The 16,300-nt window shown below is 44.2% G+C and carries 13 protein-coding genes; 10 read left to right on the top strand and 3 right to left on the bottom strand.

The features are described from left to right. Nucleotides 1-181: 181 nt before the first annotated feature. From AHMF7616_RS21020 to AHMF7616_RS20995, 6 genes are all read left to right on the top strand, one after another. The gene (locus AHMF7616_RS21020; protein ID WP_233507688.1) at nt 182-1,735 is read left to right on the top strand and encodes a CehA/McbA family metallohydrolase; all 1,554 of its coding nucleotides are present in this window, start codon (nt 182-184) and stop codon (nt 1,733-1,735) included. 221 nt (nt 1,736-1,956) lie between these two features. Continuing rightward, nucleotides 1,957-2,292, top strand: coding sequence for a contact-dependent growth inhibition system immunity protein (locus AHMF7616_RS21015; RefSeq protein ID WP_115374678.1), 336 nt, complete (start codon nt 1,957-1,959; stop codon nt 2,290-2,292). Nucleotides 2,293-2,726: 434 nt separating this feature from the next. Continuing rightward, nucleotides 2,727-4,223: a peptide MFS transporter gene (locus AHMF7616_RS21010; protein ID WP_115374677.1), complete on the top strand. Its 1,497-nt coding sequence runs from the start codon at nt 2,727-2,729 to the stop codon at nt 4,221-4,223. A gap of 251 nt (nt 4,224-4,474) precedes the next feature. After that, nucleotides 4,475-5,635, top strand: a complete 1,161-nt coding sequence (locus AHMF7616_RS21005; protein WP_233507687.1) for a glycoside hydrolase family 18 protein — start codon at nt 4,475-4,477, stop codon at nt 5,633-5,635. Nucleotides 5,636-5,770: 135 nt separating this feature from the next. Continuing rightward, nucleotides 5,771-6,208 (top strand): CBS domain-containing protein, encoded by a 438-nt coding sequence (locus AHMF7616_RS21000; protein WP_115374676.1) that lies wholly within the window; start codon nt 5,771-5,773, stop codon nt 6,206-6,208. 180 nt (nt 6,209-6,388) lie between these two features. Continuing rightward, nucleotides 6,389-7,267, top strand: a complete 879-nt coding sequence (locus tag AHMF7616_RS20995) for an alpha/beta hydrolase (protein WP_115374675.1) — start codon at nt 6,389-6,391, stop codon at nt 7,265-7,267. A gap of 74 nt (nt 7,268-7,341) precedes the next feature. On the opposite strand, the gene AHMF7616_RS20990 is transcribed toward AHMF7616_RS20995, so the two are convergent. Next, entirely contained in the window at nt 7,342-9,216 is a 1,875-nt protein-coding gene (locus AHMF7616_RS20990) for a T9SS type A sorting domain-containing protein (protein WP_158546218.1), read from the bottom strand. 262 nt (nt 9,217-9,478) lie between these two features. On the opposite strand from AHMF7616_RS20990, the gene AHMF7616_RS20985 reads away from it, so the two are divergent. Further along, nucleotides 9,479-9,694 carry a VF530 family protein gene (locus tag AHMF7616_RS20985; protein WP_115374673.1) on the top strand — a complete coding sequence of 72 codons (216 nt, stop codon included), beginning with the start codon at nt 9,479-9,481 and terminating at the stop codon, nt 9,692-9,694. Between the two features lie 192 nt (nt 9,695-9,886). Here the strand turns inward: AHMF7616_RS20985 and AHMF7616_RS20980 are convergent, their stop codons facing one another. Then, nucleotides 9,887-10,084 (bottom strand): hypothetical protein, encoded by a 198-nt coding sequence (locus AHMF7616_RS20980; protein WP_115374672.1) that lies wholly within the window; start codon nt 10,082-10,084, stop codon nt 9,887-9,889. 364 nt (nt 10,085-10,448) lie between these two features. Here AHMF7616_RS20980 and AHMF7616_RS20975 point away from each other — a divergent pair, with 364 nt between their 5' ends. Next, nucleotides 10,449-11,633 carry a putative sensor domain DACNV-containing protein gene (locus tag AHMF7616_RS20975; RefSeq protein WP_233507686.1) on the top strand — a complete coding sequence of 395 codons (1,185 nt, stop codon included), beginning with the start codon at nt 10,449-10,451 and terminating at the stop codon, nt 11,631-11,633. A gap of 78 nt (nt 11,634-11,711) precedes the next feature. Here AHMF7616_RS20975 and AHMF7616_RS20970 read toward each other — a convergent pair whose 3' ends face one another. Next, nucleotides 11,712-12,572: a restriction endonuclease gene (locus AHMF7616_RS20970; RefSeq protein WP_115374671.1), complete on the bottom strand. Its 861-nt coding sequence runs from the start codon at nt 12,570-12,572 to the stop codon at nt 11,712-11,714. Nucleotides 12,573-12,674: 102 nt separating this feature from the next. On the opposite strand from AHMF7616_RS20970, the gene hrpB reads away from it, so the two are divergent. Together hrpB and AHMF7616_RS20960 are read left to right on the top strand one after the other, a co-directional pair. After that, nucleotides 12,675-15,221, top strand: coding sequence for an ATP-dependent helicase HrpB (gene hrpB / locus AHMF7616_RS20965; RefSeq protein WP_115374670.1), 2,547 nt, complete (start codon nt 12,675-12,677; stop codon nt 15,219-15,221). Nucleotides 15,222-15,384: 163 nt separating this feature from the next. Continuing rightward, on the top strand, nt 15,385-16,278 hold the full coding sequence (locus tag AHMF7616_RS20960; RefSeq protein WP_115374669.1) for an aldo/keto reductase: 894 nt from the start codon (nt 15,385-15,387) through the stop codon (nt 16,276-16,278). Nucleotides 16,279-16,300 lie beyond the last annotated feature (22 nt).

Raw genomic sequence — 16,300 nt, 5'->3', positions numbered from 1 at the left:
CGCTATTCAAGTAATCTATGTTCTAATTCTATCCATCTTACTCTTGATAAATTAATCTGCGTAATCCGTGAAATCCGCGAAAATCTGCGATTCAGACATCCTCCAGGTTCTGACAATAATTCAAATGCACAACATAAGGCCAAAAGCGAGGTTATTACATTTCAATGTCATCCTACTTGTCTTGCTGCTGCCTATTAATCTATCCGCCCAACAACCAACTACCGGCTACCTAGAAGTACAGGTAATAGATGCTACTACAAATCAATTAATGCCGGTTCGGGTGCGCTTGAGTCGGAATGGTTGGGCCGTTAAAAATTTACCCAAAGAAGCCACCGCGGTAATGTACGGCGTATGGGACCATGCCGATGGCTACGACTATCAACCCGATAGTTCTTTTTACGTTGCGGGTAAATTCAGCTTGGATTTGCCACCGGGTACCTACCATTTAACATTGGCCAAAGGACCGGAATTTGTAGAACAACAGCACGATATTCAGATAATAGCCGGACAGGTTCAGCAGCAAACCTACCAGTTAAAACGGTGGATCAACATGCCCGAAAAAGGCTGGTACTCCGCGGACGATCACATTCATATCCGGCGCTCGCCCCGCGAAGATTCCCTGCTACTCACCTGGACCCAGGCCGAAGATGTGCACGTAGGCGTCATGCTGCGCATGGGCGATTTTTGGGAAACGTATTATCCGCAATATGCCTGGGGCGAAAAAGGCGTTTATCAGAAAAAAGATTATTTGCTTACCTCTGGCCAGGAAGATCCGCGCACCCCGGAGTTAGGTCACGCTTTAGGAATCGGCGCTTCCGATAAAGTCCGGTTTGGGAAAGAATATTATTACTACGATAAAGTATTTGACAAGCTCCGCGAATTGGGTGGACTAGGTGGCTACGCGCACCAGGCCGAGACCTTTCACGGCTACCGCGGATTGACCCTGGATGGTTTACGCGGGAAAATAGATGTGCTGGAACTGCTGCAATTCTGTGCCTCGGATAAGCCTTTAATTACGAACCATTACTACCATTTGCTCGATTTAGGCATACCCATAACCGCCGTAGCAGGTTCCGATTTCCCGTGGTGCGGGCAGGATCACGACAAAGGTCCCCCGGAACGTTCGGCTCGTTTGGGCAATGTGCGTTTTTATACTTACGTGGATGGCCCCTTAACTTATAACAGCTGGAAAGCCGGTCTGGCAGCCGGACATACGTTTGTTTCCAACGGGCCTATGCTCCAGTTTACAGTAAACGATCAACTACCCGGTAGTAAGTTAGAGGCAAGTAAAGGCACCACTTTGCACATCACCGCTCACGCGTACGGCCACACCGCTCAGGTACCTTTACAAAGTTTAGAAATTGTCGGGCATGGCCGAGTTTTAGGCCGGGTTACCCCCTCAGACGCTGGGCAATCCCCAGATCATTTGTCTTTAACGCTGGATATTCCGGCGGAACAAGGCATTTGGTTGGCGGCTCGCGCTTACGGTAATCCTACCCAAGCCGCTCATACCACGCCCGTTTATGTGCAGGTAGATGGAAAAAACTTTCACAACCCGGTTACCGCTCCTCAATATTTAAAATTAAGTGAGCAGTACTTAAAAGAACTTAAGAAAAATTTAAAAACCCGCCAAACCGATCCGCAATACCGCGGCTGGCAATATCGCGCTGGTTTGGAAAGACGCATAGCCGAAACCCAGCAGGTAATCAAAGGCATGAAAAAGCAATTAAAGTAAGTTTGTCAAAACCAAGATTAAAGGATTATAGGATTATCTGGATTAACGTTTGGGATAGTTGTAAAAGTAGATTTAGGTTTAATAGAATTTTATAACTGCCTTTCTAATTTTAAATTATTTTTTTCTTTTTAAAAGATAATTGAAATTAACCCGATTCATATGGAAATGGCGCTTGAGAATAACTGGAGATTTAAAAGCTTAGAAAATCTTGAAAAGGATTATTGGAAAAATTAAAAGAAGAAAGCTATACAGTTACTCGCTGCCATGCATTAAGGAAAGTTCCATTGAATCAACTAAGTATAGAAGATTTGAGAATATTGATTAATCAAGGAATTGGACTCAAATATCTTCTTCCTTTAGCCATTGATAAATTGAAAATAAACATATTGGCAGAAGGGGACTTGTTCGAAGGAGATTTATTAGAAGCAATTAGAAAAATAAAAGCAGAATTCTGGATTGAATTTTCAGAGCATGCAGAACAAATCAATGGCTTAATAGCTCGTAATGCTCAAATGTTAGCAGCCAAATTTTTAAATAATAAGCCATTGGATTATTAAAATGAACCCATGCCAACAAGCACATAAGTTACACTTCGGCTACACCTCGCTTATTTTTTTATGTTTCCCGTTATCAGAATAAGTTATCTGTTAGTAAAGATACCAGTTTGGTACAAGAGGGCCTTCTAAGGTTCGGTTCTGCGCAGCAGAATTCCGAGGTACGAGGAAAGGGAGCTTAGACCAGCCCGATAGAGCCAAACGAGGCCCGCCGGCCAGGAGGCAAAACGTGAAGCTTGCCAGTTAGATAGCGCCAATGCCTGGAGACGGGAACCGGCTCCAAAGGAATACTTTGCAATCAGGTAGAATTTACATAGAATAAGCCTAAGCTTCGTATTTTCCGTAGTTTTAAAATGCCTATGTAATCGGAATAAAAATGCTTACTTTCCGTTACTCGGGCATCTGCCTCCAGCAACAATTATAAGATTACTTTTTGAATGGATATTACCGAAACCCAAATTACGGAAACGCCACCCGCCACAACTGGTCACCCGAAGCAACTATACCTGCTTTTTTTCGCCGAAATGTGGGAACGGTTTTCCTTTTACGGCATGAAAGCCTTGCTGCTGGCGTATATGGTTACCCAACTAAAATTCCCGGAGCCGAAAGGGTACGCTATCCTGGGCTCCTACGCGGCTTTGGTGTATACAATGCCTTTATTTGGCGGCATGATGGCCGACCGGTTTTTAGGGTACCGCAAAGCCGTGCTATTCGGAGGTATTCTCATGTCCATCGGGCATTTGATTATGGCGGTACCGCAGGATTGGAGCTTTTTTTACGGCATGGCTTTTATTATTTGCGGTAATGGTTTTTTTAAACCCAATATCTCCAGCTTGGTAGGCACTTTGTACGCCGAAAATGACCCTCGTCGGGATAGCGGTTTTTCCATTTTTTACATGGGTATTAACGTTGGAGCAGCGTTAGGTGGCTTGCTGTGCGGCTACGTGGGGCAACGCATTAACTGGCACTACGGCTTTGGGTTGGCCGGCATTTTTATGTTGCTGGGCTTACTAGTATTTTACTTAGGTAAAAACTCTTTACAACACCGCGGCTTGCCCCCGGATGTAAAAAATTTAAAAAAACCATTATTTGCCGGCATTCCCACCGAGCTAGTAATTTATGCGGCTTCGTTGTTGGTTATTCCGGCGGTAGTTGCGCTCTTTAATCAGTACCACTTCATGGATTACATCATGTTTGGGTTAGGAGCCGTGTCGCTGATTTATATTTTAATCATGGCGTTTCAGATGGATGGGGCAGCGCGCACTAAGTTAATGGCCGCTTTGGTCATGATTGTGTTTTCGGCGCTGTTCTGGGCTTTTTACGAGCAAAATGCCGGTTCGCTTAACTTGTTCGCCATGCGCAACGTGGATATGCACGTGGGCGGCACCGAGTTGCCGGCTTTATCGGTAAATAACTTTCTACCGCCCGCCTGGGTTGTTATTCTCAGTTTTTTCTTTGCCTGGCTCTGGCCGGTCCTTAACCGCAAAGGATTAGAACCATCTACTCCGCTCAAATTCGGGCTTTCGTTTATTTTGGTGGGTCTGGGCTTTTACGTTTTTTATGCGGCCTGTCAAATGGGTACCGAAACCGGTTTAATTTCTTTAACGGCTTTTATTCTGGGGTACTTCTTTATTATCTGCGGAGAGCTGTGTCTTTCGCCCATAGGTCTGAGCATGGTTACTAAACTTTCCCCTACCCGCATAGTAGCCTTAATGATGGGAATCTGGTTTTTTGCTTCGGCAGTAGGGGAGTTTTTGGCCGGTAAAATTGGGGCATTAATGAGTGTTCCGGCAGATGTGGTAAATAACCCCGTGCTATCGCTGCCTTACTACGCGGCTATCTTAAGTAAAATTGGCCTATGGTCGTTGAGCATTGGCGTTCTGCTAATTTGTTTGAGTCCTCTTATCCGCAAATGGATGGCCGATGTGCGGTAAGTGTAATTATGCCGGATAGACTCAGGTGGTCCGAAACAGACTTGGTCATTCCGGAGAAAACTGTTCGGCTACGCGACAAACAAGTTTCCATTAGTAAAGCTAGACCCTGCTGCTAATCCTTCCGGAAAACTCAAAAATTTAAAATATATCTGGCTACAGGAGTTTAAATTTCATTCTAATTCGGCAAATAGGTGTCCATAATAAGAACCGCTTCTTCATCGTAAAAACCACAAAACAGAAAGAATAAATTTATGCAAAAACCAACTACTTTTTTAAAAAAACAAGGCTATGCCTGTTTCCTGTTTTGCTTTCTGATCACCTTTGCAATGGCGGCCCAGGTACTGGCGCAAACCGTACCGGCAACCAACAAACCGGTCATAATCGGGTACGTGGGTGGCTTCCGGGGGCTGGTGAATACCGAAAACATTAGCGCTAATAAGTTAACGCACATCAACTACGCCTTCGTAGATGTAAAAGGCAACCGGGCATTTCTCACCAATCTGGCCACCGATACCACTAATTTCCGGAAGCTGAACTTATTGAAAAAGCAAAATCCGGAACTGAAAATTTTAATTTCGCTGGGCGGCTGGTCGTGGAGCGAAAACTTTTCGGATGCAGTTCTATCAGACACTTCGCGGCAGGCATTTGCGGCCAGTTGCGTACGCATTATGCAGGAAAATAAACTGGATGGGGTAGACATCGACTGGGAATACCCGGCCATTAAAGGCGAAGAAGGCAATGTTTTCCGCCCCGAAGACACCCAAAACTTCACGCTGATGTTTGCCGCTATCCGGCAGGAACTGGACAAACTAGGAACTCAAACCGGCCAGAAATACTTGCTGACTACCGCTATTCCTACTTTCACGGATTTCATTAACCACACCGAAATGGGCAAAGCGCAGCAGTACCTGAACTACATTAATATGATGACCTACGATTATTCCGGTGGACCGGTAGCCGGCCACCATACCAACTTATACGCTTCTAAAAAATACGACACCAAAGACTACGCCGCCAAAGCGGTGAAAGATTACGCCGCTTTAGGCATTCCTACGTCTAAACTGGTAATGGGTCTGGCGTTTTACGGCAAAGGCTTTAACCTGGCCGAAGCCAAGAAAAAAGGAATTGGCCAGAAAACTACCGGTACTGCCCCGGGCGGCGGCTATACCATGCTGAAAGATAGCCTCATCAATAAAAACGGCTACAAAGCCTACCGCGATAAAAAAGCCAAAGCGCCTTACTTGTACAATGCCGCCGACAAGAAATTTATCACTTACGAAGACGAACAATCGGTACGGGAAAAATGCCAGTTTGTGCTCGATAACAAACTGGCCGGCGTGATGTTCTGGGAATACAACTCCGACCCGAAAGAATATTTACTCGACGAAGTGAATAAAAATTTAAAAAAATAAGGTAAAACAGCAAAATGCCTTGCTTTTAAGCACTTATTATCCGGTAATCTTTTTTATAACAGCTTTTTTTATATATTGTCCTATTAAATATATAAATGCTTTAAACCTCCAGCTGCTAAACCTAAAAAGATAATTATGAGCCTCGTACGAAATATTTTGCAAAAGAAAGGGTATGCCACCATTACCATTGAGTCGTATTCTACGGTTTATAATGCCTTAGAAATGATGATGACCAAAAACGTAGGCGCTTTGCTGGTAATGGATGCCGATACGTTTATCGGTATTTTCACGGAAAGAGATTACGCCCGTAAGGTTATTCTGGAAGGGAAAGCTTCTAAGAAAACCCTGATCAAAGAAATAATGAACGACCACCCGGTTACGGTGAACCCCACTACCACCATTAAAGAATGCATGAACCTGATGACCGATAAGGTGATCCGGTACTTACCGGTGCTGGACGATAGTAATAAAGTAGTAGGCATTATTTCGATGAGTGATATTGTAAAACACCTGATGGAAGAGCAAAAATTTATCATCGATAGCTTGCAGAATTATATTTCGAATCAGCAGTAGACAAGCTTTTGCTTGGTTTCCAGCCGTAATAAAATAAGCTTTTACTTAATTTATTTGTAAAAAGCGGACTATTTCGCATAAGATGAACCGGAGAATAATTACATCCTTTATACTTGCTTCAATAAACAATTCGTAAGAGGTAGTTGGTATTAACTAAAATACTACCAACTGCTTTTTACAATGTCAACAAACACGCACACTTGCTATTCTTTATTGCTAATTGTATGCTATCTACTGGGCAACCTTTCGGGTTGTACTTTTAAGCGCATTCACCGAACGAAAAACATTGCTTATACTCAGTTTCAATCAAGGGTTTATACAAAAGAGCAGCAGCACTTAAATGTATTTGCGCCACGGCGGCAGGGTAAAAATTTAAAAAAAGTTTTAATTTTTATGCACGGCGGCAGTTGGAATTCTGGTAAAAAAGCTACCTATAACTTTTTGGGCAACCGGTTAGCCCGGAAGAATGTGGTAGCCGTTATTATCGATTATCCGCTTAGCCCTAAAGCAAATTACGCCCAAATGGCTACTGCCGCCGCTAGCGCCGTTAAATGGACCAAAGAAAATATTAAAAATTACGGCGGCGACCCACATAATATTTTTGTAGCGGGCCATTCGGCAGGGGGCCATCTGGCAGCACTTATTACCGTACGCCACCAGTATCTGGATAGCCTGGGTTTAGAAAACTCTATTAAAGGCACTATTTTAATTGATGCCGCCGGCCTGGATATGTACGGCTATTTGCAGGAAGAAAAATTACCCACGGGCCACACCTATCTGCAAACTTTTACAGCTAATCCCACAGAGTGGAAAGAAGCCTCCCCTTTGTACCACCTGCACCCCAGTATGCCCCCTTTCTTAATTTACCAAGGCGGCAACACGTATCCTTCCATTAGTAAGAGCAACGAAAAATTTGTAAAAGCTTTACGTGCTATGGGTTTGCCGCCGCAATACCAGGTACTAAAAGGTAAAAAACACATCCCGATGATTACGCAATTTATTAATTCCCGAAACCCGCGCTACCAAGAAATTATCACCTTTATGCAAACAACAAAATAACGGCAGTAAGCAGCTATAGGCGTAAATAACGGCTGAGGAGTACCTGCAAAGCATTCCATTTTTAAATTTTCACTTTACTGTTTCCATAATTTACCGCTCTCCAATGCTTTTACGCCTACCTGTAAGCGATATAAATACAAGCCTTTCGGTAAACTAGCCCCGTTAAATAGAGCATTATAGTTGCCCGCTGGCTGCACTTGGTTTACTAAAACTGCTACTTGATGCCCTTGCTGGTTATACACCGTCAGGTAAACGGCGGCTTGCTCGGGTAAGGAGTAAGTAATAGTGGCTTTGTTCGTAAAAGGATTAGGGTAAGCCAAAGCTTTTACTTCAGAAGGAAAAAACTTAGGTTGCGCAGGAGACTTTTTTGCGTAACGGCCGGCAAGTTGCTCCTGGCGCGAAGCCGACATATACGACAAGCTCACACAATCCAGGTTTGGGCCGCTGGTACCAATAGCAGTTACTCTTATTTTGTGCTGCCCGCTGGTAAGATAAACCTGCGGAGCGGAGTAACTAGCCCAGCTATCCCAACTGGTAATCGGAATAAAGGAATGAATTCCGGCATCTTTACCATCCACGGTAACGGCCAGAAAACGCTCGGCCTTACTCGCATTCGAAAAAACAAACGATAACACATGCGTACCGGGTATCTGGGTTTGGGTTGTCCATTCAATGTAGTCGCCCTCTTTATGAATAAAATCGACGAAGCCAGTGCCACTGTATCCCGTATGGTTATTCGCTATTTTGGCCCCTATTACTTTTGCTTTTTCGGCTTCCAGTATTTTAAACGCGGGTTCTTCTACAACTGCCACCAGGTAATTGGTTTTAGCGCCGGTAGCCGGACTAGCCAGATTGCCGCCAAACAAAAATAAGCGAGGGATATACCCGCCATTTTCCAGCACTTTACTGTAAATTTTAAAATAGTTGGTGCCCGAATCGGAAGTGGTAATACTATCGTTGGTTTTTTCCCAATCTGCCAGCCAGGCCGGGAGCGCAGTGGCCCGCGAATCGTAAGCCACGTAAGCAACTACCGATTTTTTTAAAAAAACCGCCAGAAAATCTGCTTGGGTATTATGCTTTTCATTATTGGCCGTTTGAATAAAGGAAGCCCCTTGCAGATAAGCGGGTAAAGCGGTAATGGTGTAGTCGCGGTCGGAGTAGAGCTTGGTGCCTGTTTGTAGTTTAGTAATCGGATATGGCTTGTTGTTGGTAGCAATCACTTGCGAAATCAGGTTGTCTTCAACGGGTTTTTCCCGGACCGCTGGCTTTTCTATGGCGGGTGTCCGGGCTTCTACCTGGTCTACTGTAAAGGTTAAAGGAGCGGTTTGCGTGGATACCGTCCAGCCAAAATGCCCCAGTTGCTGGTAAGTAGAGTCGATGGTTTCCAACAGGGGTAAGGAACTGTAACCAGCCCCTTTATCCAGGTACACCTGAATAAGGCCACTTTTATACTTTATAATTTTAAATTTTTGCCATCGGTTTGCTTCAAATGCCGGATAAATCACGGTCTGATCCAAAGTGGTCGGATAAAATATATTATCGGTAGCGCGTCCTAAAGTTAATAGGCCAGCCGTTCCGGGAAAGTAACTAACCACGTAGGCTTGGTTAGCAGTATCATTGGCCTGCCCGAAAGTAAAGTGGAACTGGCGCCCGTAGGCATAAGAGAAGCCTTTTACGGTAGTTTCGATCACGTAAGAAGGCGCAGAAAAACGGCGTAGGCTAAGGAGCGTACTAAAATCGTAATTGTTATAAGCTACTCCATTGCCAATACTCCAGAACAAGTCTGGGCGCCAATTAACACCCATGGTATTTTGGCTGAAATCATCTTTAAAAAGAAGTTTATTAGCTTGGCCAAACAGGTTTGTGTGGCTGTAAATAAAGACAAAAATTAAAAAAATATCCTTTAATTGCATTCTTGGCAGAATGTTTACCTGTAACTTTATTTTCATAAATAAGCTCATTAGTAATTCAAGGAAAGAAGCTGCTGTTTCAAATATATACTAATTTATTATAAGTAACAGGACAAAATTAAGTTGATAAAAATCTGATTTTAAGTACTTTATTATTAATTTATTAACGATCTAACAACGAACAACTAAAAACGACCAACTACTTATATCAAAACTTTACGGCTCCAACTGCTCTGAATAGCATCTTAAATCTCTAAGCAATTAGTAAGCGCTTTTCTTCAATTCTAGCATCTTTATACTTATGGAAGCACAAAAGAATAATCCTTTGCACGGCAAAACGCTGGAAATGATTTTAACTTACTTAGTAGAGTACTACGGCTGGGACGAATTAGGCTCCCGCATAAACATTAATAGCTTCACAAGTAATCCCAGCGTTAAATCCAGCTTAACTTTTCTGCGGAAAACGCCGTGGGCCCGCCAAAAAGTAGAAGCTCTTTATTTAAAAACAATCCGGTGATAAAACTAACTTTAACAATCTGTTGCTTCGTTTATGATTGCTGTATTTAAAATTCGCTGTAATTACTTAAAATAAAAAGCCAGAGGAGTATTTATTCCTTCTCTGGCTTTATTTAGTAAATTAAATTTATAAGTGTTTAAACGGAAGATTTAACGTAACTGTAAAGCTAGGGTAAGCTAAACAGAACAAGATCTATTTAAATAGTTGCTTAAAAGCATTTAAGGTTTCCTGACCGTTTTTAACATGGTGATAAACTTGCAGGCAAAATCGTCGCGCGTGGTTGTCTGTCATATCGCGGTTATACGTTATACCATCCTGATCTTTTGTTTTAGTGATTAACAAAAATTCATCTGATTCCATGAGCCGGAGCATTGCCTGAAGTTTTTCCATTGTGGTAATTTTAATTGGTTGATTAATTGGGTTAGGTCATTTGTTTTGGTGCAGGTATTCTTAAAACAGCATTGTGCTATTCTTCACGAAATCAGCATTATGTCTGTAACAATTATAATAAAAATTTAGAAATAATAAAAATTTAACAAATATTTTTTCTATATATTATAAATAAATTGTATGCCACACAGCGCTTGTTTCTTTTTGCCTTCTTAACTTTTATTTAAAAAATTCAGAAAACATAACCGTTGCTGCCTTCTACTTTTTCTAAAGCTTCTTCTTTTCTGTTGCATCATCCGGCAACATTATAACGTTCTGTTTGTTTGCACCCCAATAGAATCCAGCGTAATTTCGAATTATCTATATGTTAAAACGTGAGCCTTTACCCACCGCGCCCCGCTTAAAAATAAACCGCCAAACCCGCTACCAGGCGGCCCGGGTAGTAGCGCCTGCCGTTGAAGAACACTTTGCGGAGCATCTGGGGGCGGCCCACCAACAAGGAGGTCATCAACTGGCTACCGCCCCTGAAAGAGCAGCCATTGAAACCATTGTGGACGTAGCCTTTTGGGCAAGTTTACGGCGCGAAGAAGGCCATTCTACGCAAATTTCCTTAGCTTTTCTGCCGCCGGAGCAAGCTGTCCAGCCCATGCTATTTGAACAAAGCTTGGCTCTTACGCCCGCTAGTCTTACAAAACTGGCTCCAGCCGTAGAACGGCCCGGTATTCATTTGGGCGTTTGGGGAAAAGGGGATGATTTATACGTTTGGGGAGCTACCCGCATTATTCCGAGCTTGTGTTTTGTGCTGGAAGTAATTGAGCCTGGCTTGCTGGTCATCAAACATCGGGGGTTAGATGTTTTTGGGAAATTTGTAAATGTTGCGGTATTAAAAGGTGATGAAGTAAAGGTAATTGATGAGCAAAGCGCCAGTCTGCCCGATTGCCCGGCGGTACTAACTTCTTTGCTGGGTTTTACGACTCCCACTTCCTGGAATGGCTCCGTAGATGTGTTGGTACAATTAGCGGCTTCGATGCGGGCTCATAAACGGGGAGGCAGCTTGCTGGTGGTTCCGCACGGTACCCAAACCTGGCGCGATTCTATTATTCACCCGATTTCCTATGCTATTCAGCCGGCCTTTGCGGGTTTAGCCACCGTTCTGCAGCAAGAAAAGCAAGAGCAAAGTACTAGTTACTGGCAAGCCAAGCTCCGTCAAGCCGTAGAAGGAGTAGCGGGCGTTACGGCCGTAGATGGCGCTACCATTATCACCGACCAATATGAATTACTCGCTTTTGGTGCTAAAATCCGCCGCCCACCCGATAAACCACCCGTAGAGCAAATAGTAGTAACGGAACCTATTGTGGGCGGGGAGCCTTTAATTATTCATCCGGCGCAGAACGGCGGCACCCGGCATTTATCGGCAGCTCAATTTGTATACGACCAACGCAATGCGCATGCTTTGGTAGCTTCGCAGGATGGCCGTTTCACCATTTTTTCGTGGTCGCCGTGCGAAGGCATGGTGCACGCCCACCGGGTAGATAGCTTGTTGTTGTAAGGAAAAGCGGTCTGAAATACTTATTTTTCTATTATCATTAGTGTTCAATAATAAGGCAACTCAATCAAGGACGCTATTCTATAAGCTGTTTCGGTGAAGACTGTCAAAATAATATAATTTAGGAATTGAATTCTTATCAATTTGAAAAGCATTGCCATTATCTTTTAATTGGGCTTCTTTCAAAGCCTGATAAAAACTTTGGCCGTTAATTAATTTAATTGCGAAGGATTTACTTATCCGATGACAACCTGACTGAAAATCTGAAGTACATACAAATAGTCCTTTGGCCATATTATTAATCATTAAAGCTCCTAAAAAAGATCTTATCTGTTCTACCTTAATAGCTTTTTTATAACGTTTTACTTGTATTCCAATTAGTTCTTTTCCTGGCCTTTCTAATACAACATCAATCCCGCCATCATTTGAATAGGCTGTAATGTAATTATTGTAACCTAGACTTCTAAACACACTCGAAACAACTTCTTCAAAAACTTTTGGGTGAATGTGGAAGCGATAATCATAGCGGGCAGCTAAATAATTACGAATTTCTTTAATAGGAATATCTTGTTTAGTACAATCCATATTTTTTAAAACACCACTTACCCCAAAGTAAGAGTCCCACAACTGCGCTGGTGCCCACATGGATAAATGCTTTTGGATTCGCCACCAACCACAAATTTTACAAAGCAGTAGGGTAGTAGACTCATCATCCAAAGTGTCGGGTCTTAGATTTAAAGTCTCGTCACCTACTCCTGTCTCTTTTCTCATGTAAAATTTTAATTCTTCAAATGTTTTTATAAACTCATCTGCAGAAATATCCCAAAAAGATTTAATTTCTTGAACTTCCATTTCATGTCCACAATACCTGCAATTAAAATTGAGTGGAAAATCATGTATTACTTTCGGATTTATATATTGTTTATAATCCCATGCTTTCATAGTTTCTAATAGTTAGGGTTTAACAACTTTAGATTATTGATTATGCGTATTTGATTACGTGAATAAGTTATTTAAATAAAGAATAACGACCTTTGCATATGTATGCTGGCAACTGATTTATTTAAAAATATACCCAATTTACCCGTTACCGAAGTGCTCCCGCGGCTTTTACAAGCTTTAGAAGTTAACAGTCGGGCGGTATTAGAAGCACCTCCGGGAGCCGGGAAAACCACTTTAGTACCTTTAGCCTTACTTCAGGCAACTTGGCGCAACAACGGGAAAATTATTATGCTCGAACCGCGCCGGTTGGCGGCCCGGGCGGCCGCGCAACGAATGGCCGATTTACTCGGCGAAAAAGCGGGCGAAACCGTTGGTTACCGCGTCCGGATGGAGCGGGCTATTTCCGAAAAATCCCAGATTGAAGTAGTAACCGAAGGCATCTTAACCCGACTCTTACAAGACGACCCTGCCTTAGAAGAAATCTCGGTTATTATTTTCGACGAATTTCACGAGCGAAGTTTACAAGCGGATTTAGGTTTAGCCTTAGCGCTGGATGCCCAAGCTGTTTTACGCCCCGACCTGCGCTTGTTAGTAATGAGCGCTACTCTGGATGCGGCGGGTATTGGTAACTGGCTCGAAGCACCGGTTATCCGCAGTGAAGGACGCATGTTCCCCGTGGAAACGCATTATTTACCGCCTGCCGAAGTGGCTGCCGCCGGCAATCGCCCATTAGACCGGTTAACTGCTTTAGTTCCGAAAGCCATTCGCCAAGCTTTAACGCAACATCCTGAAGGCGATATTTTAAGTTTTTTACCGGGTTTGGGCGAAATGCGGAAAGTAGCCCAACACCTGGAAGATAAATTACCCGCCAATACTCAATTGCATCTGTTACACGGCGAATTAAGTTTAGCGCAGCAACAAGCGGCTATTCAACCAGCCTCCCTAGGTCAGCGAAAAGTAGTATTGGCTACCAGCATTGCCGAAACCAGCTTAACCATTGCGGGTGTAAAAATAGTAATAGACGGTGGGTTGGCCCGGGTACCGCAGTTTATTCCCCGCACGGGGCTTACCACTTTGGCAACGGTTCCGGTATCGCTGGCGGCCGCGGATCAACGCCGGGGCCGGGCAGGAAGGTTAGGCCCCGGAACGTGCTACCGTTTATGGTCGTCGGCGGACCAGTTGCAACTAACCGACCGTCAAACACCTGAAATCTGTGAAGCTGACCTGAGTAGTTTAGCATTGGAGCTTGCTATTTGGGGAATTAAAGAAATAAATGCATTAAAATGGCTGGATGTTCCGCCTGCTGCCGCTCTTGCTTTAGCTCGCGACCTATTGTTGCGCCTCGAAGCCATAGATGCTACGGGCAATGCTACCCGCCACGGCAAAGCTTTAGCAGCGCTGGGTTTACCGCCCCGGTTAGGTCATCTGGTTATACGGGGTCACGATTTAGGTTATGGTTCTACAGCTTGCGCCCTGGCAGCTTTACTCGCAGAAAGAGATTTTTTAAAACCACAGGATAGCAGCCGGACAAATCTCTTACCTGACTTACCCTTGCGTTTGGAATTACTAGCCGGTCAGCGGCCACCTACGCCCGGCTTTCTGGTAGATGAAAATATAATACGCCGAGTACGCGAACAAGCCCGACATTTACGGCAGCGTCTGCGGGAGCCAGAAGGAAAACTTCAGCCAGAAGTAGCCGGTTTGCTAACGGCTTTGGCTTACCCGGACCGTTTGGCTCAAAGGGAAACTTCGGGCCGGGTACGGTTAATTACCGGACAACGGGCAAGTTTAGCTACCGAGGTTTTCTCCGAAGCGGAATTTTACAGCGTGGCTCACCTGGAAACCAGTAACCAGGCCCGCATTTTACTGGCAGCTTCCATCACTAAATCAGAAATCCAGCAGCATTTCAGTAATCAACTAAAGCAGCACCAGGAAATACGCTGGGAAGAAAATACCGGCCGGATTAATGCCCGCCAAATTACCCGGTTAGGCGCTTTGATTCTGGAAGAAACGGCGCTCACCAAACCCGACCCGGAGCGTGTAGCTACCGTGCTGCTGCAAGCTTTACTGGAAAAAGGAATTAGCCAGCTACCCGGGTCCGAAGAAGCTCAAAAAACCCGGCAACGTTTACTCTTTCTGCAGCAGTTAGAACCGGAGCGCTGGCCCGATGTTTCGGACAAAGCATTAACGGCAACAGCAACTGATTGGCTACGGCCGCATCTGCTAAATTTACGTTCTCTGGAACAAGTAACCCGGTTGGATTTTAACGAAATGCTATTGACGAATCTGTCGTGGGAGCAACGCCAGGAAATGGACCAGTTAGCGCCTACACACGTAACCGTACCCAGTGGCTCCCGCATTGCGCTGGATTATACCGATATTAATGCACCGGTTTTAGCCGTTCGTTTGCAGGAAGTTTTTGGCATGTTAGATACTCCGGTAATTGGTAAAGGCAAAGTGCCTTTGCTGATGCATTTGCTTTCGCCGGCTTCCCGGCCGGTGCAGGTAACCCGCGATCTGCGTAGCTTCTGGAATACCGGGTACTTCGATGTCCGGAAAAATTTACGCGGGCGTTATCCCAAACACCACTGGCCCGAAGATCCGCTCTCGGCCCCACCAACCCGCGGCACCAAAAAAAGACCGGGCTAATGTTATTGCAAACAATTTTTTAAATTTTTACTTTTTTAGCAACTGATTTTGGGCAACATGCAAAACACTTTGGTGGCTAATTTTTATTTTGTGCACCAAATATCCAGAATAACGTTTAAGTTTGATTGCCGAAAACAATCCGAATTTTAATTAAAACTGATTCATGCAGAAAATTTATTTAAGCGACGCCGGACCTAAAGTATCACCTGCCGTTTACAGCTTTCACCGCTGGCAAGAGGAACAAAATACCACGCCGGCTTCTATGGAAAAAATCGTAAATCTTTGCCTGGAACTAGGAATCAATACTTTCGACCACGCCGACATTTACGGTACCTACCACGCCGAAGAATTATTTGGGCAAGTCATTAGTCAGAAATCGTTTAACCGCGAAGACATTGTTTTGTTTACTAAGTGTGGTTTGCGGCTGCCGCACCCCAGTAAGCCCGAAGTGCGCGTAAAGCATTACGATACGTCGCGCCAGCATATATTGCGTAGCTTGGACGAGTCGCTGCGCAACTTAAAAACCGAGTACATCGATATCTTTTTATTAAACTACCTCGATCCTATTTCTAATTTAGAGGAAACCGCTATTACGCTCCGGCAGTTAAAAGAATCCGGTAAGGTTAAAAATATAGGGGTCGCCAACTTCACGGTTTTTCAGCACCAATTATTAGCCGCCTACCTCAACATTCCGATTGTAACCAATCACATCGAACTGAATTTATTAAATACGCTGGCACTGGATAATGGCCAGATTGATTACAGCCGGCAACGCTACATGCGCCCGATTGCTTCCGGGCCGCTGGCGGATGGCCGTATTGCCAACGGCACCGACGAAGTAGCGGTACGGGTTCGTCAGAAATTACAGGATATGGCTGAGAAATATAATGCTGATCTGGAATCCATTGCCGTAGCCTGGATTATTAAATTAGGCGCTTTGCCGCTTTTGGGCACCCGCGATGAACAACGGCTCCGCCATGCGGCTAATGCATTTACCATTGACCTGGACCACCAAGATTGGTACGAGCTCTACGCTATTTCGCGGGGAGAGGCATAAAGTTAATTTTTTAAAATTTTAT

This window comes from Adhaeribacter pallidiroseus, assembly GCF_003340495.1.
Lineage (GTDB): Bacteria > Bacteroidota > Bacteroidia > Cytophagales > Hymenobacteraceae > Adhaeribacter > Adhaeribacter pallidiroseus.
Note: the sequence above shows the minus strand (reverse complement) of the source record. Positions and strands in the feature narration are given on the sequence as shown.